We start from the raw sequence: 23,846 nt of genomic DNA, 5'->3' as shown, positions 1-23,846 counted from the left end.
CGCGGCGGTCAGACCGGCGTTCGTAGTACTTCCTCGATGGCGCGCGTGAAGGCACCCGGTTGCTCGATGTGCGGGACGTGTCCGGCCGCATCGATCACCTGCAACGGCCAGCCGAGCCGAGCCCCCGCTTCCTCCGCAAGCGCCAGCGGTACGAATCGGTCCTGCGCTCCCCAGACCAACGTTGTCGGCACGTCGATGAGCTCGTGGACCTGTTCGGTACCTGTTGCCACCAGTTGGCGCATCGTCCGCTTGACGTGTGGCATACGTGCGCGGCTCCGCGTGTAGGCGGTGAAGGCGTCGAGCCAGTCCGGGTCCCGCTCGCGGACACGGTCCAGGTTGGCGAACGCCCAGCGTTCGAACCTCTCCATGTTCCGCTCGGAAGGCCGAACCGCGAACCTGACCGCCATCACCCGAAGTCCAAGTGGCATCCGGTACGCCCCGACTCCCGGCGCACCGTAGAGCACCAACCGCTGGAGCAGCTCTCCACGTCTCCCCGCGTAGCGCGCCGCCAGCGTCCCTAGCAGTGAATGCGCGACCAAGGTCGGCGCCCCGTCACACGTCAACCGAAGCAGATCGGTGAACCATGCGTCGAACGTCGCGGTATCCAGGCGCTCAACCGGATCAGACTCGCCAAGCCCCGGTACGTCGGGAACGACGAGCCGGTGCTCCTCCGCCAACCGGGAGATCACCGGTGCCCAGTAGATCCCTCCACACTCGATTCCCCCGTGCAGCAAGACCAGCGGCGGGCCATCGCCACCGACGAGCATCGTCGTCGGAACACCGCCGACCTCGACCCGCCGCTCATCGACAGCAAGCCCTCGCAGCAACCGCGCCCTGTCATCCATGGCTCACCTCGGTACCAACCGTAGGCACTGGCTACTCGCTTCCGCTTCCGAAGAACCACGCAACCAGGTCGGCCAGGCCTGCGCAGAACCACGTACCCCGTACCGGATTCGAACCGGTGATCTTCCGGATGAGAACCGGACGTCCTGACCACTAGACCAACGGGGCCTGGCAGGGGCGGCCGGTCCATCCCGGCCGCCCCAGCGGTGAGAGTGAGATTCGAACTCACGGACCAACCGAAGCCGATCGACGGTTTAGCAAACCGCTGCCCCTACCCACAGGCGGACCTCACCTCGAACCGTGCATGACGACAGGAGGTACTCGCTGGGGCCACCCGTCGCTCGCCTGACGACGCCGGACAGATTCATCCGACGTCCACTACCTCCTGTCCTGACGTCCGCCGACCACACCGAGCCAACGCACCACGCACCTCACTACCCCAACTCCGCCACACGCTCCCCGACCCATCCTCGACCTCCCTGCCCACCGGCGGACGTCCCGTCCGCCAGATCCTCCGCGCCAACCGACGGCCCTTGGCGCCCGCTGCCGGACGTCCCGTCCGCCGCCAGATCCTCTGCGCCAACCGACGGCCCTTGGCGCCCGCTGCCGGACGTCCTGTCCGCCGGCAGATCCTTTGCGCCCGCCGGCGGACGTCCTGTCCGCCGGCAGATCCTTTGCGCCCGCCGGCGGACGTCCTGTCCGCCGGCAGATCCTTTGCGCCCGCCGGCGGACGTCCCGTCCGCCGCCAGATCCTCCGCGCCAACCGGCGGACCTTGGCGCCCGCTGCCGGATCTCCGACTCCGCCGCCCGCCGTCTCCCCTGACGACGGCGGGCGGCGCATCTTGTGGATAACCCCCACGTCCTCAGCCCTCGCACTTGTACGCTTAGTGCAAAGGAAGAGGCGCACGGCAGGCAGGCCCACGACCGCGGACCCGCCCACCGCTTCAGCCCTTCACGCAGATGACCTGCTTGAGGTGGGCGACGACCTCGACCAGGTCCGACTGGGCGGCGATGACGGACTCGATGTCCTTGTACGCCGCGGGGATCTCGTCGATCACCCCGGCGTCCTTGCGGGACTCGACCCCCGTGGTCTGCGCGACCAGGTCGTCGACCGTGTACCGGCGCTTCGCCTCGTTACGGCTCATCCGCCGGCCTGCCCCGTGCGAGGCCGAGTAGAACGACCGCTCCGACCCAAGACCGCGGACGACGTACGACCCCGTGCCCATCGACCCCGGGATCAGCCCGAGGTCCCCGCGCCCGGCCCGGATCGCACCCTTGCGGGTGACGAGCAGGTCGAGCCCGTCGATGCTCTCCTCGGCCACGTAGTTGTGGTGGCACGAGATCGGCTGCTCGAACCGCACCTCCTGCTCGAACGACTCCCGCACCGCCTGCATCACCAGCGCCAGCATCACCGCACGGTTGCCCGACGCATACCGCTGCGCCCACGTGAGGTCCCGCCGGTACGCCTCCATCTCCGGCGTACCCGACAGGAACACCGCGAGATCACGGTCCGGCAGGTCCGCGTTGTGCGGCAGGTCCCGCGCGATCCGCATGTGCCGCTCGGCGAGTTCCTTGCCGATGTTGCGGCTGCCCGAGTGCAGCATCAGCCACACGCGGTCCTCGTCGTCGAGGCAGACCTCGATGAAGTGGTTGCCGCCACCCAGCGAACCCATCTGCTTCTTCGCCTTCGACTCCCGGTCCTGCACCCCGTCGTGCAGGCTGGTGAACGACCCCCACAGCCGCTCCCACCCCCGCGGGTCCAGCCCGAGCCGCCGGATGCTCACCGGGTCCTCGTGCGCCCGGAACCCAACCGGTACGGCGGCCTCGATCCGCGAACGGATCGCCGACAGGTCATCCGGCAGGTCCGCGGCCGTCAGCGAGGTCAGGACACCTTCCATCCCGCACCCGATGTCGACCCCCACCGCGGCCGGCGACACCGCCTGGTACATCGCGATCACCGACCCGACGGTCGCACCCTTGCCGAGGTGCACATCCGGCATCACCCGGACGCCGTACACCCACGGCAGGGCCGCGATGTTCCGCAGCTGCCGCAGCGCCTGCGCACCCACCTCGTGCTCCTGCGCCCACATGAGCGTGGAGCTCTTGGCCCCGCTCAGCTCCACCGGAAACTCCACGTTCATATCCTCACCCTCCTCGTTCGTGTGCATGCGGTGGAAGTGGGACTCGAACCCACACATCCGGTGAAGGATCGACCGTTTTCGAGACGGCTGCCGGTAGGCCAACGCTCGGCTTATTCCACCTGAGAGCTGCCAGAGCAGGGCTCGAACCTGCGGGACCTCGGGTCAGAACCGAGGGTGGGTCACCGTCGCCCACCTGGCATCACGCTCCGGCGCGACACCCGGCTGGGTGTTCGCGTCAGAGCGCCAACTCGGCACGGGAAGGGATCCACGGCTGCCACAGCAGCGGCATACCGGCCTCTTCAGGCGTGCGTGAGCCCTTCTTCTCGTTGCAGGACGAGTGTGCGGCGACAGCGTTCAGCCACTCGCCGCGTCCGCCGCGCGACCGCGGAACCACGTGGTCCATCGTCGTGGCACCGGGCTTACCGCAGTAGGCGCAGGTGTACTTGTCCCGCTTCAGTACGCCGGCCCGTGTGTACTGCAGCCGGCCGGACGCGTACCGCCACTTCGTCACGACGTACCGGACGAGACGCAGTACCCGGGGGAGGGGGAATGGTCCGATGCTCGCGCCGTCGTGCGCTTCCTCGACAACGGCGACCTCCCGGACGAGCATCCGGATGGCGTGCTGGACCGACACGACATGCAGTTGCTCGTACGAGGCGTTGAGCACGATCACACCGCTCATGTGGTTCCTCCTCCCATCCAGTGTGCCCGACAGCTCGCGGTCAGGTCGGGTGATCTCGGTGTCGGTCGTGTGGTGCGGCCCCAGGGATTCGAACCCTGAACCTCCTGGTCCTAAGCCAGGCGCCTCTCCCAATTGGGCCAGAGCCGCAGGTACTGCGTTCTGTCACGTACGGCGACCGGACGGGGGTAACTGGACCCGGCCGGCCGGCGTACCTGAGGGTGTCCGGCGGGGCTCGAACCCGCTTCCTCCGGGTCCACATCCCGGCGCGTCGCCCGCTTCAGCCTCGGACACAGCACGCCCGGCAGGACTTGAACCTGCACGCTCCTGCTTCGTAGGCAGGTGCTCTCTCCGGTTGAGCCACGGGCGCTGAGCGCCCTGCGCCGGATGTGATGCGAATTTCCGTCGCAGGGCACGTTCGTGGCGCCCGCTCGGCCGGTAGCAGAGCATCCTGCGGGCGCCTGGTCCAGCTGGAGGGACTCGAACCCCCGTCGTCCTCATCCCAAATGAGGTGGCCTGGCCACTGGCCCACAGCTGGTGACGTCCCCGGGGCGTTGCGAGCCCCAGGGACGGGTGCCCGAGCTCGCCCGGCTCGTGTGAGCCGGCGGTCCGGGCGTCTTCCCCGGCGCACGGGCGGCGCCGCAGGGAAGGTCTCCCGGGCCGTCGGTGACCCGGGAGAAAATGCGATGAATGTCCAGTTGTCAATTGTTCGAGTCGGTATCCGTGAATACCGGAAAAGCATCGGTGGAAGGAATCGAACCCTCGTGACGCGGGTTTGGAATCCGGTCCGCAACCATTGCGCACCGACGTGGTGAAATGGGGCAAAAGGAAAAGAGCCGCCTGCTGCCGGTGGCCCGGCTCAGACGGCTCCTGGGATGATCTCCCGATGGAGATCACACAGGTGGGCCGCCCGGACTCGGGCTCAGTTCGGTCCCGCTGAGCTGGTGATAGAAGGCATCGATGTGCACTGATCGCAGGCACGCCGACAAAGCCATGGCATCCAACCGCCAGGCTTTCCTCGGGTTCCACTCTCGGTACACGATCACTCCTAGGTCTGTAGTCCTTGCGGGGATTAGTCTGGCGCATCCCTCACAACCACGTCAACGCATTTGCCGTTTCAATTGTTCCCACGCTATTTCCTGCCCCTTCCGACGTACCCAACCCCAGACAGGTTCCGCCGCCATCCACCGACCGCCCGACGTACCCCCACCTCCACCACTACCGACTGCAACCACCCCCTGACCGCCCACCCCGGCCCAGGCCCCTCAGCCACCCCCGCCAGGCCGCCCCCCGACCCCCTCGGCTCCTTCGATCCCTATCCGATTCGGAATCACCCCCACCCTCCCGCTACACTCTTGCCTCGGCGTCCGCGCCACCCGCCGCCTTAGCTCAGTCGGCAGAGCGTCTCACTCGTAATGAGAAGGTCGTCGGTTCGATTCCGACAGGCGGCTCAGTGAGAACCCCCAGGTCAGAGGCCACTTTCTGACCCTGGGGGTTTCTTCTTTCCCCCGCCCGTGGTGCGGGTCGTGGTGCGAGCCGGTCGTAGGCTGCGCAACGTGGCCAAGGACAAGGCGAAGCCGAAGCGTCAGCGCGGCCAGATTGAGACGTTGCCGTCCGGCTCGCTACGGATCAGCGTTTACGCCGGTCGGATCCGATCTCGAAGGACCGGGTCTACTTGAGAGACACCGTGCCGGCCGGGCCGAACGCGGAAGGTCAGGCAGAAGCGGTGCTCGCACGCTTCCGGCTGGAGGTCTACGAACGGCGCCATCCCCGGACGGACGCGACCGTCGAGCAGCTCCTGGAGCGGCACCTGGCCGACGCCAAACTCGGGTTCAAGACGAAGAAGAACTACCGCAGCCAAGCCGACAAGCACATCATTCCGTTCATCGGTCGGCAGAAGGTGCGCGCGATCGACGCCGACGTGACGGACTCGTTCTACTCCGAGTTGCGGCGGTGCCGGGACCACTGCGACCGGCAGCCCAGGACCGATCACCGAACCGATCGAGCACACGACTGCGACGAGCGTTGCAGGCCTCACGCATGCGAGCCACTCAGCGAGTCGAGCATCCTCTACATTCACCAGATCCTCAGCGGGGCATTCCGGCGCGCGGTCCGCCTGAAGTGGGTGACCATCAACCCCATTGACTTTGCCGAGCCGCCGTCGCCGCCGAAGCCGAGGCCGAGGCCGCCATCCGTGGAGGACGCCGCGGCCATCGTCAATGAAGCTTGGAAGGATCCCGATTGGGGCGCACTGATCTGGTTAACCATGGTGGCTGGCAACCGGCGAGGCGAGCTTTGCGGTATCCGTTGGAGCCACGTCGACCTCGAGAGGGGGGTTATCCATGTCCAGCGTGCGATTGGGCAGTATGGCAAGGAGACATGGGAGAAGGACACTAAGAATGAGGACGACCGACGGATCGTCCTCGATCCCGAGACCATCATGGTGCTGTCTGAACATCGAGCCCGCTGTGATCAGCGTGCACGTGAACTCGGCACCAGGCTTGCGCGCGACGCGTTCATGTTCTCCCGGGACCCATTAGGAGCGACCCACCTCAAGCCCGATTCGGTCACTCAGCGGTACAGCAGACTGGTCGCTCGACTTGGGATCGACACCTCAATCCACAAGCTCCGTACGTACAACGCAACCGAGCTGCTGTCGGCGGGCGTGGACATCCGCACGGTCGCGGGCCGCCACGGCCACGGTGGTGGTGGAGCCACGACGGGGCGGCATTACTCGGCCTGGGTATCGGAGGCCGACCAGCGTGCCGCCGGCACGGTGACACCACGGATGCCAGCTCGGCCGCGCATTGCGGACCTTCCCCCGAAAGTGGAGTTCGATCCGAAGCACCCCTTTGAGAAGCTGGCGATTGAGCTGCGCGATCGCATCTACGCTGGCACGCTAGTCATGGGGTTGCCGATTCCGTCGGTCAAGGAGATCGGCCGACAGAACGGCGTATCGCCTTCGACGGCGCAGCGTGCCGTGCAGCTGCTCAGCGAGTGGGGACTCGTCCGGGTCGAGCCCGGACGGCCGACCCTTGTCGCTCCCCGGTCAGCGGAGACTTCAGCTGTCGGCGACCCCGAGTCGCCGGTAGGTCAGCCTGCTCAGATCATCGTCGAAGCTGAAGCGATTGAGCTGGAGGTCCGCAGGCTTGGTGCCACGGTAGCCAGCCTGCATACTCAGGCCAGTCCGGGGGACACGAAGTCGCTGCACCGGCTGCTAGTTGGTGCTGTAAAACGCCACGGCTCCAAGCCTGGCGAGATCGACGACTTCGAGTTGATCGTCCGTCGACCTGGCGACAACGCGATTCTTACTACGTACGTGGCGCTCGCGCCGTGATCCGACGCAACACCAAGCGACGCGCCAGCCAGGGATTTATGTGTCCGACGGCCGTTGCCACAGGGCCGACTTCAGGCTCCGGGAATTCGTGTCTCGACCCGATCTGGCCCCCTCGTCCAGCACCATTGACTCCAGTTGGGCCCACGAACGGTCCCACGCCGTCCCTCGCGAGACTCTGCCGTCGGCGCGGGCATTCAGCACTACTGACGATCTGTTGCGCGAAGGATGACCAGCGTTTCCGACGTGCAGCAGAAGCCCACCTCTACGAAGTGCGCGCCGGTAGTGCCGGCAGCAGAGCGGCACCTTGTGGCTGCACAGCACGGGTTGTGCGTGGCCCGCCTGGTCACGTCTTGTGGGCAGCGCTGGCCAGGCTCTTCAGAGTGGCCTTCCCGATGCCTCTTCCGGGCACGACGCGCTCGGATGACGTGATAGTCGTTCGTTGCCTTCTGCAACCGAGGCTCGGCCTCGGTGCGCAGCCTTCGACATCCTGAAGTCGATCTCGCTGAGCACGGCCTCGGCCCGTGTCAGCTCCAGCCAGGTGTCCCACCGGCGACCGAGGTGGTACATCAGGCGGCTCATCGGTGGGTCTCCCACTCGGGCACGGCGTGCCGGTCGCCTGCCAAGCACCGTTCGCTTCGCCGGGAGCGGCCCTTCCGTGGTGCTGGTGCCGTGATCAGGTGCTGATCTTGAATTTCGCCGACGTCACCAGCTCGGCCAGCTGGCGGGTGGTGAACACCGGTTGCGTCAGCGACGATCGCCCCGGGTGGTCGCTGTACGGGCCTCGGCTGGGTTGAGCAGCCATACACGATCCCGCGCTATCAGCGGCTCGGTTTGGCGAGAGCCGGCTTGGCCGTGCTGCGCGCCGAACTTCCTCGGCTGGCGTGGCACACCCTCGGTGGCCACTTAGGCGAATCGCGCCAGGTCTGGGGCGAGGTCGGAGAGGGGGTGCCTGGCGGCGGGGAGCCGGCAAGTTCAATGACAGATTGCGCTGCTGTCACCTCAGTCCGCGGTTCCTCGGAGAAATTAGGCGCCGCAAGGTGGTCGCGATCAAACAGGTAGGTCGCACTGCGCAGGTGGTGTCCTGCTCAGCTGTACCTGTTGCGGTTCTTACGCCTTGTCGGCATCTGTCCCTCGCTCATCGTTTGGGTGTTATCCGCAATGTGTATGCCTTGGGTCAATCCACTGATTGAGACTCCGGTTGCAGATACGGGTCAGCTGGTCGCCCACCGTGCGAGATTCCATGGGAACTCCGGCGCATGGTGTGCAGACGTCTCGACGGGAAGCGTGCGCGGGGAGTACGACTGTCATAGGCAACGTCAATCACAATCCGCAGGCCAAGTAGCGAGGGCGAATCGCCGCAGAAGTAGCAACGCCTGGGAGTGGCCGCCGGAGGGTGCAGTCGCAGCCTGCACGGTCTGGGTGACCCGGGGGGCCGCAATGATGAACCGCACACGCAAAGTGGCCGGCGCAGCGCGCCGCAGCGAAACTAGTCACAGCCCAGTTGCGTGGTCGTCAATCGTGGACTGGGTAGTTGCAGTCGTCCCGCTCTTTGGCGTGCTGACGGCGCTCGCAGTGTGGTTTGGGTTCCAGATCGTGAGCAGCAGGGTGCTGTACTTCGGGATTGATCCGAGTGTGCTCGGATTCAGCACGGCCGACTTCGTGCTGCGTTCCGTGGCTGCGCTTCTCCGGCCGATGGTCTACCTACTGGTCGGAATTCTTGCGGTCATTTGGCTGCACGTTGGTGTGACCTGGCTGCTGCGACGAGGGGAGCATGGTGGCACTCTGCGGCGAAGACGTGGTCTGCAGACCGCCGGTGCGCTGGCGATAGTCGTCGGATCCATTCTGGTCGTTCGGGGTGCTTCGGTTTACGGAGGCGGCGTCACTAGCGACTACTCATTTGGGGCCCAATGCGAAGACGCGTCACTCGGCCACTGGTGGCGACCGTTGGTACTGCCGACTGGTGTCGTCCTTATCATCTACGGGAGTTGGCTGCTCAGACAGCTGGCGCAAGGCGCATCCGTTATCCCTCCAGCCTGGCACCGCCTGATGCACGTGGTCGCGTCCGCACTCGTGCTCGTCGGCACGTTCTGGTCGTTCTCCCTTTACGCACACGCCGCCGGAGCGCTGGAATCACACGGCTTCACGTGTCACGGCTTCGACAAGCTCGCAGGCGTCGCGATCTACAGCACCAAACCGTTAGACCTGCCAGCGGAGGACGGTCTAGAGGCATTGCAGATTGGCAACACGGCCTCGAAGTACCGCTGGCAGTACAGCGGTCTGCGGCTTCTCATCCGCAGTGACGACAGGTACTTCCTCCTGCCGAAGAACTGGCGGGGCCAGGGCGATGCCGTGATTGTCCTCGCCGACACAACTGACCTTCGTTTCGAGTTCTCACCACCGGGAGTGCTGTGATGCCAAACCGTCGATCCATGGCCCTAGCGTCCGTCTTCGCCCTGCACGTGGTCGCGCTGGGAAGTTGCAGCGACGCCGGAGGGGACCAGAGCGGCAGACAGCCAGGTCTTCCCCAGACATCGGTCGCCGCTCCCTCATCTGGTGGTCAGCCGTCTACCTCGAACCTCGCGCCGCCCACCACCGCGCTTCCTTCGGCTTCGGGGTCAGCCACTGGGGCAGGCTCGCCCACGGGGCCGTCCACGGGCCAGTCCGCGCCGACATCAGCGTCCTCTTCAGGGCTGCCCACGGCATCCGACTCGCCGGCATCGCCGACCGAGCCACCGTCCGAGCCGCCAAACTCTGGGAACGTGAAACCACCGGTTCCCGGAGGAGACGGGTTTAAACCGATTATCATCGGTGTGCCTATTGAATTCGGGGCCGTGAATGTCCTCAGCAGCCACACCAAGGACGGCTCGGTTAGCAACCCGGAAGACGATCGAGGTAACCTTGCTGTCCGAATCCTCGCAGTCGAGATTGTTTCGGATAATCCGCCGTCCCCGTTCAGCGTTCGCGCAGGTACCTGCGCGGGAGTCCTTGTCGAGGGAGCCGCGTGCCATTTCAAAGTGACGTTTAGTCCGGGCAAGGTGGGTAAGTTCACAGCGAGTGTCGGGATCGAGTGGGAGTATGCGTTCTACGCTGACACAGGCTATTGGAACGCGGCATTCGTCACAGGTGCGGCTAAGCAACTGGAAGTTGGCCGCTGATCCAAACAGTGCGCGGACAATTGGCGGTCTAGGAGGTGCTCGAATGGTGGACCTGCGGGTTAAAAGGGGCAATGATGGCGTATGAACCAGCCACTCTGGGCGGCAATGCCCCCGGTTTGAAGGGCTTCCGAGCACACCAGACGACTCGCATTGACTCCATTTCGCACCACGTTTGATCCCACGACATCCTGCCCCTTCGCCGGGACACCGCGGCGTCAGTCCCCGTTGCCCCAGACCCGAGGTAGCTTTCAGTGATGGATTCGACACCTGACGGCGCACCCGACTGGGACGCTGTGCGCCAGCTCTTGTCTTCGACGACAGACGTTGGCCGCGTGTCCGGACGTCGGCCGCTGCATGATCTTCTTCGCTGGATCAGCCGCGGCCGGCTCGGACACCGTAGAGACTGGCCAGTGATTCCCCGGCTGCCCAATCCCTGGCAGGACACGATCACCGCCGAACGCGTTGGCTGGCGTCAGCGTGCAGCCAACCTCGCAGATCCCGAAAACCGAGAGGGCGAATTCGTATTCGCCGTTGACTACCGCGTCTGCCGCCGATGCAGTCTCGGCTGGGTCGAACAGCCGTACACCATCCCGCGCTATCAGCGCATGGGCATAGCCAGCGCCGGCCTATCCGCTCTGCGCGACGAGCACCCCGGCGTGGCATGGCACACCCTCGGCGGCCACCTCGGCGACGCAAGCAAGTTCTGGTCCGCCGCCGGCGAAGGGGTGCCGGGCGCATACCGCCCGCGCGGACTGTGTAAGCACGTCCGTCCAGGAGGCTGAGTGCCGCCCACGCGGCGCCCCAGTGCCTATTACATCCGCAGTCATACCGTCGAGTTGTGGACAACTCCGCGCACCGCCAGATCTAGCCCAAACTCTTGAGGTGTCGTCAGGCCGCGACCCCGGCGCCACCGACGGGTGGAGCCGCCGCCCGCATTGCGTCGAGGTGCGAGGCCCCGCCGGCAGGCACGAGCCGCTCGCGAACACTCCAGACTCAACAGACACTGACGGCAGCAAGGTCTTGCATCGCTTTCCTAAACCATGTGCCGCAGGTTCGAATCCTGCCGGGGGCACCCACCAAACGTGCAGGTCAGGGGACGATCGGGCGCAGAGAGGCCCATGAGAGACCGGCGATCGCGGGGCCAAACGTGGGGCCGAAGTCGTGGCGACTCGTGTTGCCTGCAGTGGATACAGCTCGAAGTCGCTCCTTCCTTGTCTGTGGTGGCGGATAGCTTGGAGAGGTGGAGTTGACCTCTGGACCCGGCCGGCTGGGAGGCCGTAGGCCAGCTCGTGTCCTCGAAAGACGACGTCGGCCGCGTATCCGGCCGGCGTAGACGCGGTCGTTCTGGATTCCCTCATCGATCGAGTCCCGGCTCTAGCCTGACGCCGGGAGCTCGACAGACGGGTTCCGATCATGGACAGCGACCACCAGCCGCGGCCGACTGCTCGCCCCGCGGCCGCCGACCCGGACGGGCATCGGTCAGGTCGGGTACACCGACGGTCAGCCCGTACGATGCGTGCGACTAGCTGTAACGCCGAGCCCAGCGATCGCGATCATCTGAAGAAGGGGGAAGCATCAAGTGGACATCGTCGTAGCCATTATCAGCGGCGTGGTGAAACTGACCATCGCAATGATGCAGATCCTGGCCAAGCTCGTCATGTTCGGCATCCGCGAAACGCAGCGAGCCATCGCCCAAGCCCAACGCAACCAGGCGCGTAAGCGGTAAGCCCGGAAACACACACACCCGAATACCCAGCAACGCCCGGAACCGATGTCCGGGGTCGTTCTGTGTCTAGTTGTCCGACCAGAGGCCTCTCTGACCGACTCGACGCACTCTGTTAGACACGTTTTCATGGCGCGAACCATGGCCCGCGGGTGCCCAGTACCAGTTCCTGCCGGAACCTGCGCCGGCGATGCGTCCCCTCCCTGCCATGTTCAGCCCTCGTACGGCTCACCGCCGAAGGCTGCGGCGTATGCCGTGGCCTTGGACGGCTTGATGCCGCCTGCGACTCTCAGCAGCGCTGATCCGTTGAGGAAGTCGTACTCTGCGCCGAGCGTGGGCGCTCCTTTCAGGATTTCCTGGATATATGCCGCGCGGGCTTTGGCATCGTCGGCCGTTGGCCAGATCTCAATCGTGGCGCCGCAATCCACGCCAAGCTCGGTGCAGGTGATGGTGCGGTCATACAGGACGGAGGCGTCGGTGTAGCCGTTGGGCCGGCCGATCTTGTCGTTCGGGTCGTTGTCCTCGGTGATCTGGATGATCCGCGTGACGGTCGACACGGCTGCCTTGATGACCGTGGCATGCTGCTTCGCCGACCTAGCTACGGCTGTTGGCGAGGCACTTGATGGCGGAGGTGGCGTAGTCTGAACGTTCTCGCGCACGGTGGTCGGCGTTTGCACCACCGGTTCGCTATCGCCAGCCCCGCCACCACCACACCCCGCAATCCCCAGCAGCCCGATCACTGCCGCCGCGGTGATCGCGTTGACTCGCTTTCTCATGGTCCCCCTTCGTGCCGCGTAACGCGTGGGCGCAGGCGCTCACTCGAGACGGCTAACGGCTAATGCTTGGCAGCCACCCAACTCATTCTGCAGGCCGTCGAGGCCACAGCCGGCTCAGCAACGAGTTGATCGAGCTCGCGAAGCGGCTTGTCGAAGATGCCTTGATAATTGCTGCTCTGTCGCGACTCGGCAGTACCGACGGCAACGTCTGACTGCGGAGGAACATGTTGCCGGTAGCGTTTCGTACATCCTGGACCGAGTGACGTATGCACAAGATGGTCGCAAGCCTCGCTCGCCGGGACCATCGCCAGTCCTATCGGCCGGAGAGTTGGAGCATGTTCCAGAGGATCACGTTGTGGGCGTGCACGGCCTTCTCCTCGCCCCGGAACCGGACCTCATAGGTCTTACCGCCGGTATCGATCGCGACCGTGCTCGAGGAGGCGAACTTCCCAAAGACGTTCTTGTCGGACACGTAGGAGACTGACTTGATACGGCTATATGGAATGCTGGTCACGGCGGCCTGCTTCCCGACGAATGAGTTGTCCTGGATGACGACCCGGGTATTGGTCAGCCCAATGAACCCGGTGCTGCCGCCGGTTGCGTCGTACACCGCGACAATCGTCTCCCCCTGCAGGAGTCCTGCAGTAATCTTGTCAAGTTGATCTCGCTTGTCGAAGATGACGTTCGTCATGATCAGTCCCTCGCCGTTGGTGCGTTGTCGGTCTCGGGTCATTCAGATGCAGTCTAGGCACACCACAGGGTGGCAGTCGCCGAACGGTTCGAAGGAGACGCCAATCCGGGCCGACGGCGGAGTTTCGAGCATGGCGTGAGTATGGGCCGTTGGTCAGCTCAATCATGAACGGTCATCGCTCGAGGCCGTTGACATACTCCGCGCCTGCGGGACCGGGGCGCACGGTGGAAAGGGTGTGTGACGCAGTGACCACGGCCATTGATTGGCACTCGTAGGAACCAGCGGATTAAAAGGCTGCGCGATGGCATCGACTCTGCCATCTCTAGGCGTCGGGAGTGCCGCCGCCAGTCCGTCTGGACACGTCTGCCAGCACAGGTTGACCCCAGTTCGCGTCATGGAGCGAGCCACACCCGCGCTCAGCGGGGTCGTTGTGCCTACAGGTCGCCTGCCTGGTCGGTGCACAAGGTGTGGATCGCGGCGATGGCAACCACCTTCGCCGTCTTGATCTGCTCTGCGGACTGACGAGCCTTCGTCATGTTGTCGACAAGGAACTGCACCGAGCCGGGCTTGTCTCGGAACGCCTGGCACGTGGTGTGACCCAGCCTGACCAGCTCGGGACGCGCGAGCACGAGCTCGGGCATCTCGCCCATCACCTCAAGGACGAAGGCGGACTCCGCGGCCGCCTCCGGCGCCACCGCTGAGGTCGTGGCCGGATCGGTCGCAGGCGCGCTCGCGACGGGCGCCGGTGCCGACGGTGGTGGACGCCTGCGGTCTATCTGCCTCTCCACAAGCTGCCAGGCCGCCGGTAAGCGCGACGGTAGCGGCTGCCCACAGGACTGCCTTCATGATGAGATCCCCCACTGATGAACGGGCCACCCCTGACCCAACGTCAGATCATGCATTGCGCACCTACGCTCTGTCGAACGCCCGGCCAGGTGACGAGCCGACGGACAGCCGGCTCTACGAACTGATGCACGAATTCACCCAGCAGAACCCCGGCCAGTTTCAGATTATTGCCGTCGACCACGCCACGGCGGCGGCTGTGCCCCTCGGCGACACTGACTACACCTCCGTCGCGCATGCCAAATTTGGCTCAGCTCAGCCTGGGCGTACCGCGGGGAGCGAGCGCGCCATCTTTGCCGGCGGACGCCCCTCGGAGACGGCGAGAGCGTCAGAGTCGACAAGAGCTCGACGATTCCGGCCGCAATGGACTGGCATGTTCTCGGCTGCCGCTGTCGCCTGCAGACATGGCACAGCCGCACCGATTGAGGGCTATCGTTCCGCCATGGGAGAGCTGATTTCGGGCACTGTCGCTCAGGTCGCGGGCGGAGTTGCGCTGACCGCAGGGAGCAGAGGACTTCGGTGGCTTCGACTCGCAGGGCGATTCGAAGCAAGTTGGCTGCACCTCGCGGACGATCTCGCTGAACGCTCGCTGACAGCGCCACAAATCGCTGACGTCGAGAGTTTCCTGCGCTCACCGTCGGTTCGACCGATCCTGAGTCTCCTAGCGGTTTCCCTGCTAGGTCCGCCGGAGTCGGATACCGATAAGACGTTGGGAGTTGTCAAGACGTCCTTTGTCAAGGCCGCCGAGAAGTGGAATATCGATTCTCCGGAGAAATGGCTCAGAGCAGCCCCTCTGGTGTGGGCACGGATCGTTTCCTTGTTGGAAGATGGTCTCTCGGCTGTGAATGATGAAAAGGTGGCCGACGAGGCGTCTCAGTTTTCCAGATTCGTTGCGACGCCTCTGCGGGTTCGTCGTAAAGGCAACGAGCTAACGGCCTACGTCAGCAGAATTGCTGCACTCGCAAGTGATATTGAGCAATTGGCAGAGCTTGAGGAGCTGTATGTAGCCCTGCTGGAGCGCGTGGATAACCGCCAACCGCCTCCTATTCTGACCCACACAGATGTCGACACAGCAGCCGATTTCGCGCGCTTATATATTCCGAGGGTGGTCTACCGGGAAGATGGCGGTGAAGAGAGCTCGGAAACTCTAATGGCAAACGGCTCGCCGTATAGAGTCGTTCTCACCGGAGCTCCGGGAGCCGGGAAGACAACATTCGTCTCCCATCTCGTATACGGCTTGTCGCATGGCGAGGAGATCCCTCGCATCACTCTCGCCATACGCTGCAGGGACTATCTTCGCGAAGGTTGGTCAAGTTCCCTGACCGAGTACTTAGCCAAGATGCTCCACCGTGTGTTTGATATGCATGAAAGCGCCGCCGCGTTGCGAGGCCTGCTGCTCCTAGGGCGAATTGAGTTAATTGTTGACGGGCTTGACGAGATCGCCAACATCTCTACCCGCGTGGAAATGGTTGAACGCATCGAAGGGCTATGTCGAGCATATCCGTCAACTTCAATTCTTGTGACCTCTCGTGAAATTGGCTATCAGCGGGCAGCGCTGGATAAGCGAATCTTCCAACACTACAAGCTCAAGGAATTTACGGAAGCACAGGTTGCGGACTATGCAGCCCGTTGGTTCTCGCTAGTCGAGCGGCCAGAGCTCACCGAACCCTTCATTGTCGAGTCGCAGACCGTCACGGATCTCAGGAGTAATCCGCTTCTATTATCACTCCTCTGCATCCTGTATCGCGCCAGAGGATCGATTCCACGTAAGCGCCGCGATATCTATGGGAAATGCGCTGAGCTCCTCTTCATTAGATGGGACGCGCATCGCGGGATATCGCAAACCGAAGATATGCCTGCCTACGGTCAACGGTTGATGCAAGAGATCGCCCGGTGGGTCTATAAATCTAAAGCGGCTCAGGCTGGACTTGAAGAGAAGGTGATCGTTAAGGCGATCGGCCGCTATCTCGCCGATATTGCCGGGATCGACGAGTTGGAGGCGAAGACTCGCGCCGCTGACTTCCTAGAATTCTGCGCGGGCCGGGCCTGGCTGCTCGCAAAGATCGGTACAAGCGAGCACGGTGAGCGAATATTCGGCTTCTCACACAGGACTTTCCTAGAATATTTCACGGCTGAATCGTTATGTCGTGCGGCGACCAACGCGAAGGCTGTCGCCAAAGACATCACTGCAGCATTTCGCGCCGACCCTACCTCGGTCTTACCGGAGCTTATGATTCAAGCATACGACGACAAGGAAGACGGGGGAGGCTGGCGAGTATTCGAGGAAGTCTGCGAAAGAAGCGAGAACAGTGCGCTGCCAATTCGCCTGATCGATGGCACGCTGCTTCCGCAGCGTAGTCGGGAGCGGGCTTTCAACATGCTGTGTGACGATTGGTCCTCACGTCGCAGGATTAGCCTTGAAACGTTCGTAGCTCTACTGAATCTTAACCCGGATGCTCGATCGCACTTCACTTCCGAGTACCTGGTCGACAATCGCGTTGCGCAGAGGATGTTCATCGATGGGTGGGCGACTCTGGAACTTACTGACCAAGCAGGATGGTTCCGTGACGAATGGGGTTCACAAGCGCGCAGGATGCAGGAGGTAGCCGCTTCAACGGCGAGTAGTTTCGGCCCGGAATCGACAGCCTTGTCCTGGTTGGCGCTCTCAGGGCAAGTGAACGAGCCGGCCAGGTTTACACCGTCCGGACTTATCGTCGCTAAGGGACAGTTCGGAATCTGCTTAGGAGCCGTATGGTGGACTATTGAGCATCATCTTCTCGGTGCGCCGACGACGGACACTCAGCTGAACCTTCTTCAGCGATGGATTCAGGCCGTTGCAGCTGGCAATGCTGTCGATATCCTGTCTGAAGGCGTGTTCCGCCGTCTTCTGACGGACAGACTCGATCGAGTCGGCCCCCATGATGGGGTGTGGACTTGTGAGTCCAGCGTGGTCAGAGAAGCACTGCTTGCGTCGCTGTTAATATGTAGTGAGACAGTCCTGCCGCCAGCGAGCCTTGGGCCGATCGTAAGCGCATGTTACGGGTTTGATGTCGGTCAACTTGTCTTACGGCGGCGCGCGCCTAGAAGGAAAAGGAACCTGAAGGATCTCGACGAGTCGATCCCGGGCTGGGTAAAGTCATGGTGCTTGGAAAAGATAAGTTTGGTTTACACGGGGCGGGGTCCGGTGTGGGATCCGGCCAGGGGCGGCTGGGTCGCCGATGAGGGTTTGCAGAAGCCTTCATCGCACGCGGGCGGTCCCGAGGACCTGGACGAGTGGGAAGAATCCAATCTGACCGAGAGCGACATGGACCGGCTTGCTGACCGTGCTGCGCGCGATCTGGATCCGCGTGCAGAGGGCGATGCCGAGGAATATCTCCAGTCCGAGATTGACAACGCCGGCCTACCTGACGATGACGCCGCCGAGGGCTAACTGGTTTCATGCGAGACGCAGTCGGAGGCAAAGGTTCAGAAGGAGCTCGACAGGCTGACCCGCCTGATCTGGAACCCGGTGCTGGGCCGCCTGTATGAGCGCGGAGGGACGCGAAGGGCGCCGAACGTTGGTCCATCGCGTAGGCCCCGCCAGATACCTACCTGAGCGATTAACGGCGACTTATGACGGGCAATCTGGGTCACATGGCGGGATGACACCTACCATGTCTGGGACCGTCTGTTAGGTCGCTTGCCGGCCCATGCTCGACGGTGAGGGACAGGTCGAGCCAACGGCGTTTGCGCACCAGTTGGCCAGGGTGGCGTCGTCATGCCGCTTCGTGCGGGGATAGCGTGCACCGTCGGGATCAGCCCGCTCTACCTCGCGGACGTGATCGATCAGCCTTGCTGGGCCAACCTTGTCCAGCATGTCCAGGTATTCGGGCTTATCTGGACACTTTCGGGGCCTATGGGTCCGTTCGCGGCTGCTGGAAATTCCTTGGCTACTCGTGTCCCGGGCGTGTCGCGTTAGTTGTCAATGCGCATGAGCTGATCGGCGAGGGCGCAGAGCGCCGCTGTTCTGCGGTGGCATTCGTCGGGGTCACGGTCTGCGAACGCGGAATGGTGCCATGGTCCGTCGGGAGACAGGAACCGGTGGGCGCGGTTGGTGCCGAGCTTCTCGTCGAGGTGCAGAAGCGACCCGATGGCCCGGTCCTGGTCGTAGTGGCAGTCGGTCCTGGGCAGGTAGTGCTCCAAGTAGGCCGCAAGGATGTCGGCGTCCTCTGGCTGCTCGAACCGGGCGAGGGCAAAGCAGTATCCCTGGCCGGCGTAGGTGAGCTGGCTCTCAAGGAGCAGTTTGCCGAGGATCTGCCGGAACTTGACGCGCCGGTCAAGGCCTATGAGCCAGGCCGCAGTGAGCCGGGCGCGCCATTCACTGGAGAGCAGCTTCTCGAGGTCTTCGTCGCTGATCTGGCGTGCGTCCTCGGCCAGGGCTCCGCCGAAGGCCTCGCGGTCGGGTTCGTTCTCCTGCAGGAAGTTGGCGTTCAGGAGCTTCAGGTAGCGCGACTCACCTGGCTGGTCGACGGCCCAAATCACGTAGCGGCGAATGGTATCGACGATTTCAGGGTCGTGGGGCGACCGAATGGTCATGTGGACATTCTTACCTTGGACGCGGGCTGGTGGCCAAGCGCGGTGATGTCACTCATCAGCCTCCTCCGGTTCTTCGAGTTCGCCCAGGAGCGCACGAACCCGTTCGGCGGTGCGCTGGTGCCGTTCGACCTCGCGGGCCCAGCCGCGGGCTTCGGCGTCGGCGGCGAGTTGCTGTTCGACGCAGAGCCGTTCGCGGAGCCGTGGCGCGTACTTGGTCGTGGTGAGGAACTTCGGGCAGGTCAGGTAGAGGTCACACTCGCATGGGCCTTCCTGCGGCAGTCGGAGGCAGTGGCCGAGTTCGAATTCGGTCTTGTAGAAGTTGGTCTTCAGCCAGTCCAGCGATTCCTGGTCGAGGCGGCCGGCGCGGATGACGTCGGCTTGCGCGCCGGCGAGGAGCGCGCCGGGCTGGAGGACGGCCTGGTAGTCGGCGAGCACGACCGGGTCGGAGATGTGGGCGTAGGTCATCGACATGCCGGCGCTGGCGTGGCCGAGGATTTTCATGATTGTGAGGGTCTTGGCGCCCTTCTCGGCGAGCTGGGTGCCGAGGGTGTGCCGGAACCGGTGCGGGTGGACCTGTGGTTTTCCGTCGGTGCTGAGGAGACCGAGCTGGGCGCAGGCCTGTTTGAGCGGTGCGGCGAACAGGTAGTCGGGGCTGGCGAGCCGGCCGTTGTGGAGGAACAGCCGGCGAACCGGCCGGGCGAGATCGGGGTCGTAGACGCCTCGGTCGGGCTGCTGGTGGCGGATGGCGGCGAGGGCCTGGATCGCGTCGGCGGCCTCTTGATGGATGGGGACGCTGCGTTCCTTGCGGGACTTGCCCGCGGCCAGGCGCAGGCGGGGCGTGCCGTCGGGGTAGGCGTCGAGGCAGTCGAGGTGCAGTTTGCGGATCTCGGTGCGCCGGGCGCCGCTCCAGCGCGCGATCAGCAGGGCGCAGCGTTGCAGCAGGCAGTCCAACTGTCGGATCTGTTCCATCAGCGGCTCGAGTTCGTGGGTGGGGATGTAGCGCGGGACCCGGGTGACGGTTCGTGGCACGTCGGCCGGGGTGAGCGGTGGCCGGACGGGGACGTCGTCCCATTCGGCCTGGGTTGCGTTGCGGAAGAACCTGGTGATCTGCCAGACGATGATGCGCTGGTAGCCGGGGGAGAGTTCTTCGGTGGGGTGCTTGACCTTGCGCTGGTGCTGCAGCCAGGCCAGGAAGTCCAGCAGGTCGGCGCGTTTGAGTTCGGCGAGGCTGTCCACGGCGGGCCGGGTCTCGGCGAGCCAGGCCGACAGTCGGCGGAGCGCCTGCCGGGTCTGCTCTACGGATGCGGGCCGGTCGAACAGGGCCCGCTCGGCGAGGTAGCGGTCCATCACCGCGAAGACGCGCGGCAGTGTGCTCAGCGGCTTCCGGGGTCTGGTGGCGTTCCGCTGGGGCAGGCGGTCGATGACGCCGGCGTGGAACATGGTCACGCCGGTCTGGAACGCCCAGGTGCCCCAGACCCTGGGTGCCGTTTCGAGTTTGTTGTCGTCGAGCGCGTCGTGGATGCCGGGGATCTGGTCGACCGTGCGGATCGCGTCGCGGAGCTGCTCGACGTCGTCGATGGTGATTGTGGACAGGTCCGGGTCGGCCCGGTGCAGGACCAGCCGGGAGACCGTCCAGTGCGTGCGGTGTCGGCAGTCCTTGAAGCCCAGCCCGAGCTCGGCCGATCGCTCAAGGAGCGCGTCGGTCTGCGCGACCAGCGGCAGGCCGAGGTCGTCGGCGATCGCCCAGGGCTTGAGCACGCCGATGCCCAGCAGCCAGCCCCAGTCGAGCCGCAGCCGGCCGGTCAGGCCGAGGTAGATGAGGTACTGCCGTGCGTTGACGTTGATCCAGCCGGCGGTGACGTCGTGCTCGGGTCCGGGTTGGCTTCGGCGGCTCTGCCGCTCGTTGTTGCGCCACCCGAGCCGCTCCCGCAGCGGGAGCTGCAGCCAGGCCTCCAGGTCGGGATAGCGGGCGACGAACCGGCGTTGCTTGAGCAGCAGGCGCTGGCGTCGGTCGGCGGACCAGCTGGTTCGGGTGAGGAAGGCCGCGTACTCGTCGTCGGGGCAGTGGGCCGGGATCTTGCCGGGGCGGGGGTGCTGTGATGGCAGCGGAGCGACGTTACTCACGAGCCGTCCCCGTCCCGGTGCTGGTCCACGGCGCGCTGGTAGTCGGCGAGCACCTCGGGGTCGCTGATCCGGGTGTAGATCTTGGTGGAGTCCGGGCTGGCGTGTCCGAGCCGGGTCATCAGGGTCAGGTCGCGCATGCCGCCTTCAGACATGCGGGTGGCGTGGGTGTGCCGCAGGCTGTGCGGTGTCAGCCAGGCGTCGCGAACCCCGGCGCGCTCGGCGGCCCGGGCGAACATCCGCACCAGGCCGTCGTAGCTGAGCGGCTCGCAGCGTCGCTTGCCGCGGCCGCCGACCAGGAACACCAGGGTCGTGTCGGCGTCCTGGGGGCGCTCGCGCAGCACGTAGTCGTTGACGGCCGGCAGCGCCCGGCCTTCCAGCAGGTCGACCACGCGATCGCGGCGGGACTTCTGCCGCACGCCTCGCGGATGGTCGTCGCGCCACCGCACGGTGATCCGGCGGCGGCCGTAGGAGATGTCCTCCAGGTGCAGGCCCAGGGCCTCGCCCGGCCGAAGCCCACCCTCGTGCATGAGTTCCAGCAGGGCCCCGTCGCGTCGGGTGCGCATCACCAAGATGAGGGCGCGGTAGGTGTCGTCGGAGATCGGTCGGGGCAGCGGCTCGGTGGTCTTGACTCGCAGGCTGCGCCGGATCGGACGCTGCTTGCCGGAGGTCAGCAGTGGTGGCTTCCAGCGATCCGGAACCCGCGCCGAGGCCAGATCGGTCTGCTTGAGCACGGGGTTCTCCGGACCGTGGTAGCGCTCGGTGGTGATCAGGAACTCGTAGAACGACGAGACCGCGCCGAGGATCCGGTTGCAGGTCCGCGGCGCCAGCAGCCGCCCACCGGCCGTCGTCGCCGACAGGTCCAGCCGTTGGGCCCGACGCGCCGACGGCATTCGGCGCAACGACGCGAGGAACTCGACCGCGCGAGCCGGCGTGAACTCGTCAACCGTCAGGTCCTGGTCGGTCAGGAACAGCATCAGCTTCTGCAGGTCGTAGGCGTAGGCCCGGACCGTGTTCGGAGAGAACCGCCGCACCGTCAGCGTCCTGAGGAACTCACAGACCTCCGACACCTCGTTGCCATCGGCATCGAGCAACAGGACCGCTGGCTCACCAGGATCCGAGTCCGTCACCTTCACAACACGCATGGCCGGAACGTAGTGCATCCGGCGCGACGATTCCGGACGCCAGAACGGTCGCCAACGAGCGGACAGCACGCAGATTGTCCAGATAACGGTGTGGCACACCTGCGCAAGACGAGCTGCCCGGACCTGAACCGATGGACCCGGCCGAAGGCGTGGTGCGAGGGCTGCGGCCAGCTGGTGCGGGCAATGCAGGCCTGGAAGAAGCCTGAACGGACCTGGGGCCGCTACCGCGCTCAGTACGTGTGGCGCTGCCCGAACGTCGCCTGCCGTAACCAGGTCGTGGAGCCGGGCTGGCTTCCGGCGGCAGCGGCGATCGACTGGAGCCTGACCGGCGTACGGATCGGAGACCGGGCCCGGCCGCTGGCCGACAAGACCATGTCCCGCATCCGCGCCGGACTCGAGCGGTACGTGAGGCCGGAGTTGCTGGTGCCGGTCGAGGGCCGCGACGGCAAGAGCGCCGCTCCGCTGTCGGAGGCGATGCGCACTATGACGACCCGCAACGAGACCGGCCTGCTGGTCCCGCGGGCGGTACCTGGAACGAGACCGCGACGACGCTGGCGGAGGTGATGCGGACCAGGACCACGCGTGAGTCCGAGGCGCTGGTGGTGCCGCTGCGCAACAACAACACCACGAAGAAGGCGACCGACCCGTTCGACACGTTCGCTGCCGCAGGCAACCACCACGGACTGCTGATGCCCTACTACGGCAACGCCACCAACCGCGCCACGAGCGAGCCGCACGGCACGTTCACCACCCGCGACCGGTACGCCCTGGTCATGCGCAACAACGGCACCCGCTCCACCGGCGCAGAGATGTGCACACCCGCCACCGAGACACTGCGGACCCTCACCACCGCCGGACACCAGTCAGTGCTAGAGCCGCAGACCGTCGCCGTTGAAGACTGCCTGTTCCGGATGCTGGAGCCCCACGAGGTCGCGGCCGGAATGGCGTTCACCGACGGATACGTGGTGCTGGGCAACAAGCGCGAGAAGGTCCGCCAGCTCGGCAACGCCGTCACCCCACCCGCCGCACGCGACCTCATCGCCGCCGTCGCCGAATCCCTCGGACACGACCTCACCGAACTCACCGCCTGACCGGACCGCAGTCGGCCGGACCTCGGTGGAAGGTCCGGCCCCTCGGCCGCCCGGCCGCTGACACGTAACCGTCAACCAAAGGGAGATCCCATGATGCTGTCCGCACCCCCCCGACGACAACGACCCGTACCTGGCCGAGTTGCCGCCGATCGTGGTCCTGACCCGACGATTCGACCACCAACGCGGCGCCGACTGGCCCGGGAACCGTAGCCTGGTCATCGAGGCCCGCCGCCACAGCGACGACAATCGCGTCTTCTCGCTGGGCTTCCCACCTGTGTGGGTCACTGACGGGATCGACGTCGAGATGGACGAAGGCCGCTGGCCGGCCGACGAGTTCCTCGCCTGGATCGACGCCGTACGACCCCACCTCATCGAGGCCGCCGCCCGCGCGACCGCGGTCAAGAACGCATCCATCGACACGAGCAGGAGCGAGTGAACCGATGACGATCAAGGTCCGGCTGTCCGGAGAACCCGACGAAATCACCCGCCTCGTGGACCACCTGCGCGACCACTTCGAGGTCGCGGGCAGCGACCGTGCCTACCCCAACCGCGGCTCCTTCGGCGTCCGCGTCTACCTCGAACTGCGCGAACACACCAACCGGAGCGCGCGGCAACGAGTGCGCACCGAACGAGTCCTCCCCGACCGCCGAGAGGTTGAACCGTGAGCACTTCCCCGCTGCGTCGGGCGGTCAGCGACCCCGAGCACCAGGTGCTGAGCCGGGCAGC

At 65.0% G+C, this 23,846-nt stretch carries 20 protein-coding genes and 9 tRNA genes; 11 read left to right on the top strand and 18 right to left on the bottom strand.

Features of this window, described 5'->3' with window-relative positions:
• Positions 1-8: 8 nt before the first annotated feature.
• The 11 genes from ACGFH6_RS17780 to ACGFH6_RS17730 form a co-directional block, all read right to left on the bottom strand.
• Entirely contained in the window at positions 9-845 is an 837-nt protein-coding gene (locus tag ACGFH6_RS17780; protein WP_393384884.1) for an alpha/beta fold hydrolase, read from the bottom strand.
• Between the two features lie 93 nt (positions 846-938).
• Positions 939-1,011 (bottom strand) — tRNA-Glu (locus tag ACGFH6_RS17775).
• A 36-nt stretch (positions 1,012-1,047) separates the two neighbouring features.
• Positions 1,048-1,136, bottom strand: a tRNA-Ser gene (locus tag ACGFH6_RS17770).
• 651 nt (positions 1,137-1,787) lie between these two features.
• Positions 1,788-2,984, bottom strand: a complete 1,197-nt coding sequence (locus ACGFH6_RS17765; protein ID WP_393384882.1) for an RtcB family protein — start codon at positions 2,982-2,984, stop codon at positions 1,788-1,790.
• A 28-nt stretch (positions 2,985-3,012) separates the two neighbouring features.
• Positions 3,013-3,104, bottom strand: a tRNA-Ser gene (locus tag ACGFH6_RS17760).
• A gap of 6 nt (positions 3,105-3,110) precedes the next feature.
• Positions 3,111-3,183: transfer RNA gene (locus tag ACGFH6_RS17755), tRNA-Gln, on the bottom strand.
• 36 nt (positions 3,184-3,219) lie between these two features.
• Positions 3,220-3,666 (bottom strand): HNH endonuclease, encoded by a 447-nt coding sequence (locus tag ACGFH6_RS17750; RefSeq protein WP_131359720.1) that lies wholly within the window; start codon positions 3,664-3,666, stop codon positions 3,220-3,222.
• A 70-nt stretch (positions 3,667-3,736) separates the two neighbouring features.
• Positions 3,737-3,813: transfer RNA gene (locus ACGFH6_RS17745), tRNA-Leu, on the bottom strand.
• A gap of 70 nt (positions 3,814-3,883) precedes the next feature.
• Positions 3,884-3,957 (bottom strand) — tRNA-His (locus ACGFH6_RS17740).
• A gap of 2 nt (positions 3,958-3,959) precedes the next feature.
• A tRNA-Arg gene (locus ACGFH6_RS17735) sits at positions 3,960-4,033 on the bottom strand.
• 92 nt (positions 4,034-4,125) lie between these two features.
• Positions 4,126-4,201 (bottom strand) — tRNA-Pro (locus ACGFH6_RS17730).
• An 840-nt stretch (positions 4,202-5,041) separates the two neighbouring features.
• Between ACGFH6_RS17730 and ACGFH6_RS17725 the strand changes: the two genes are divergently transcribed.
• Positions 5,042-5,114 (top strand) — tRNA-Thr (locus ACGFH6_RS17725).
• Positions 5,115-5,338: 224 nt separating this feature from the next.
• Positions 5,339-7,000, top strand: coding sequence for a tyrosine-type recombinase/integrase (locus ACGFH6_RS17720; RefSeq protein WP_393384879.1), 1,662 nt, complete (start codon positions 5,339-5,341; stop codon positions 6,998-7,000).
• A gap of 673 nt (positions 7,001-7,673) precedes the next feature.
• On the opposite strand, the gene ACGFH6_RS17715 is transcribed toward ACGFH6_RS17720, so the two are convergent.
• Complete coding sequence (locus tag ACGFH6_RS17715) at positions 7,674-7,802, bottom strand: hypothetical protein (protein WP_393384877.1); 129 nt, start codon at positions 7,800-7,802, stop codon at positions 7,674-7,676.
• 716 nt (positions 7,803-8,518) lie between these two features.
• Between ACGFH6_RS17715 and ACGFH6_RS17710 the strand changes: the two genes are divergently transcribed.
• The 4 genes from ACGFH6_RS17710 (at position 8,519) to ACGFH6_RS17695 (ending at position 11,881) form a co-directional block, all read left to right on the top strand.
• Positions 8,519-9,412, top strand: a complete 894-nt coding sequence (locus ACGFH6_RS17710) for a hypothetical protein (protein WP_393384876.1) — start codon at positions 8,519-8,521, stop codon at positions 9,410-9,412.
• A gap of 347 nt (positions 9,413-9,759) precedes the next feature.
• Positions 9,760-10,155: a hypothetical protein gene (locus ACGFH6_RS17705; RefSeq protein ID WP_393384874.1), complete on the top strand. Its 396-nt coding sequence runs from the start codon at positions 9,760-9,762 to the stop codon at positions 10,153-10,155.
• Positions 10,156-10,409: 254 nt separating this feature from the next.
• The gene (locus ACGFH6_RS17700; RefSeq protein WP_393384872.1) at positions 10,410-10,937 is read left to right on the top strand and encodes a hypothetical protein; all 528 of its coding nucleotides are present in this window, start codon (positions 10,410-10,412) and stop codon (positions 10,935-10,937) included.
• Between the two features lie 797 nt (positions 10,938-11,734).
• A complete protein-coding gene (locus ACGFH6_RS17695) occupies positions 11,735-11,881 on the top strand; it encodes a hypothetical protein (protein ID WP_393384870.1) in 147 nt (48 codons plus the stop codon).
• Between the two features lie 209 nt (positions 11,882-12,090).
• Here ACGFH6_RS17695 and ACGFH6_RS17690 read toward each other — a convergent pair whose 3' ends face one another.
• The 3 genes from ACGFH6_RS17690 to ACGFH6_RS17680 all read right to left on the bottom strand — a co-directional run bounded on the left by ACGFH6_RS17690 (position 12,091) and on the right by ACGFH6_RS17680 (position 14,040).
• Positions 12,091-12,654, bottom strand: a complete 564-nt coding sequence (locus ACGFH6_RS17690) for a hypothetical protein (protein ID WP_393384869.1) — start codon at positions 12,652-12,654, stop codon at positions 12,091-12,093.
• Between the two features lie 313 nt (positions 12,655-12,967).
• On the bottom strand, positions 12,968-13,345 hold the full coding sequence (locus tag ACGFH6_RS17685) for a PH domain-containing protein (RefSeq protein WP_393384867.1): 378 nt from the start codon (positions 13,343-13,345) through the stop codon (positions 12,968-12,970).
• A 434-nt stretch (positions 13,346-13,779) separates the two neighbouring features.
• The gene (locus ACGFH6_RS17680; RefSeq protein ID WP_393384865.1) at positions 13,780-14,040 is read right to left on the bottom strand and encodes a hypothetical protein; all 261 of its coding nucleotides are present in this window, start codon (positions 14,038-14,040) and stop codon (positions 13,780-13,782) included.
• A gap of 590 nt (positions 14,041-14,630) precedes the next feature.
• Here ACGFH6_RS17680 and ACGFH6_RS17675 point away from each other — a divergent pair.
• Entirely contained in the window at positions 14,631-17,618 is a 2,988-nt protein-coding gene (locus ACGFH6_RS17675) for an NACHT domain-containing protein (protein WP_393384863.1), read from the top strand.
• A gap of 524 nt (positions 17,619-18,142) precedes the next feature.
• On the opposite strand, the gene ACGFH6_RS17670 is transcribed toward ACGFH6_RS17675, so the two are convergent.
• From ACGFH6_RS17670 to ACGFH6_RS17660, 3 genes are read right to left on the bottom strand one after another with little or no spacing between them, the layout of a single operon-like run.
• Positions 18,143-18,763, bottom strand: coding sequence for a DUF6000 family protein (locus tag ACGFH6_RS17670; RefSeq protein WP_393384861.1), 621 nt, complete (start codon positions 18,761-18,763; stop codon positions 18,143-18,145).
• Between the two features lie 48 nt (positions 18,764-18,811).
• Positions 18,812-20,887, bottom strand: coding sequence for a tyrosine-type recombinase/integrase (locus tag ACGFH6_RS17665; protein ID WP_393384859.1), 2,076 nt, complete (start codon positions 20,885-20,887; stop codon positions 18,812-18,814).
• Positions 20,884-22,029 (bottom strand): tyrosine-type recombinase/integrase, encoded by a 1,146-nt coding sequence (locus ACGFH6_RS17660; protein WP_393384857.1) that lies wholly within the window; start codon positions 22,027-22,029, stop codon positions 20,884-20,886. Before ACGFH6_RS17660 ends, ACGFH6_RS17665 begins: the two co-directional genes overlap by 4 nt.
• Before the next feature lie 90 nt (positions 22,030-22,119).
• On the opposite strand from ACGFH6_RS17660, the gene ACGFH6_RS17655 reads away from it, so the two are divergent.
• The 4 genes from ACGFH6_RS17655 to ACGFH6_RS17640 all read left to right on the top strand — a co-directional run bounded on the left by ACGFH6_RS17655 (position 22,120) and on the right by ACGFH6_RS17640 (position 23,785).
• Complete coding sequence (locus ACGFH6_RS17655; RefSeq protein WP_393384855.1) at positions 22,120-22,593, top strand: hypothetical protein; 474 nt, start codon at positions 22,120-22,122, stop codon at positions 22,591-22,593.
• Positions 22,593-23,120 (top strand): DNA cytosine methyltransferase, encoded by a 528-nt coding sequence (locus ACGFH6_RS17650; RefSeq protein WP_393384854.1) that lies wholly within the window; start codon positions 22,593-22,595, stop codon positions 23,118-23,120. Before ACGFH6_RS17655 ends, ACGFH6_RS17650 begins: the two co-directional genes overlap by 1 nt.
• A 139-nt stretch (positions 23,121-23,259) precedes the next feature.
• Positions 23,260-23,556: a hypothetical protein gene (locus ACGFH6_RS17645; protein ID WP_393384852.1), complete on the top strand. Its 297-nt coding sequence runs from the start codon at positions 23,260-23,262 to the stop codon at positions 23,554-23,556.
• Between the two features lie 4 nt (positions 23,557-23,560).
• Positions 23,561-23,785: a DUF3970 family protein gene (locus tag ACGFH6_RS17640; protein ID WP_393384850.1), complete on the top strand. Its 225-nt coding sequence runs from the start codon at positions 23,561-23,563 to the stop codon at positions 23,783-23,785.
• Positions 23,786-23,846 lie beyond the last annotated feature (61 nt).

The organism is Kribbella sp. NPDC049227, assembly GCF_043197265.1.
In the GTDB taxonomy this organism is placed as follows: Bacteria; Actinomycetota; Actinomycetes; order Propionibacteriales; family Kribbellaceae; genus Kribbella.
This window is presented reverse-complemented; position numbering and strand designations above follow the sequence as displayed.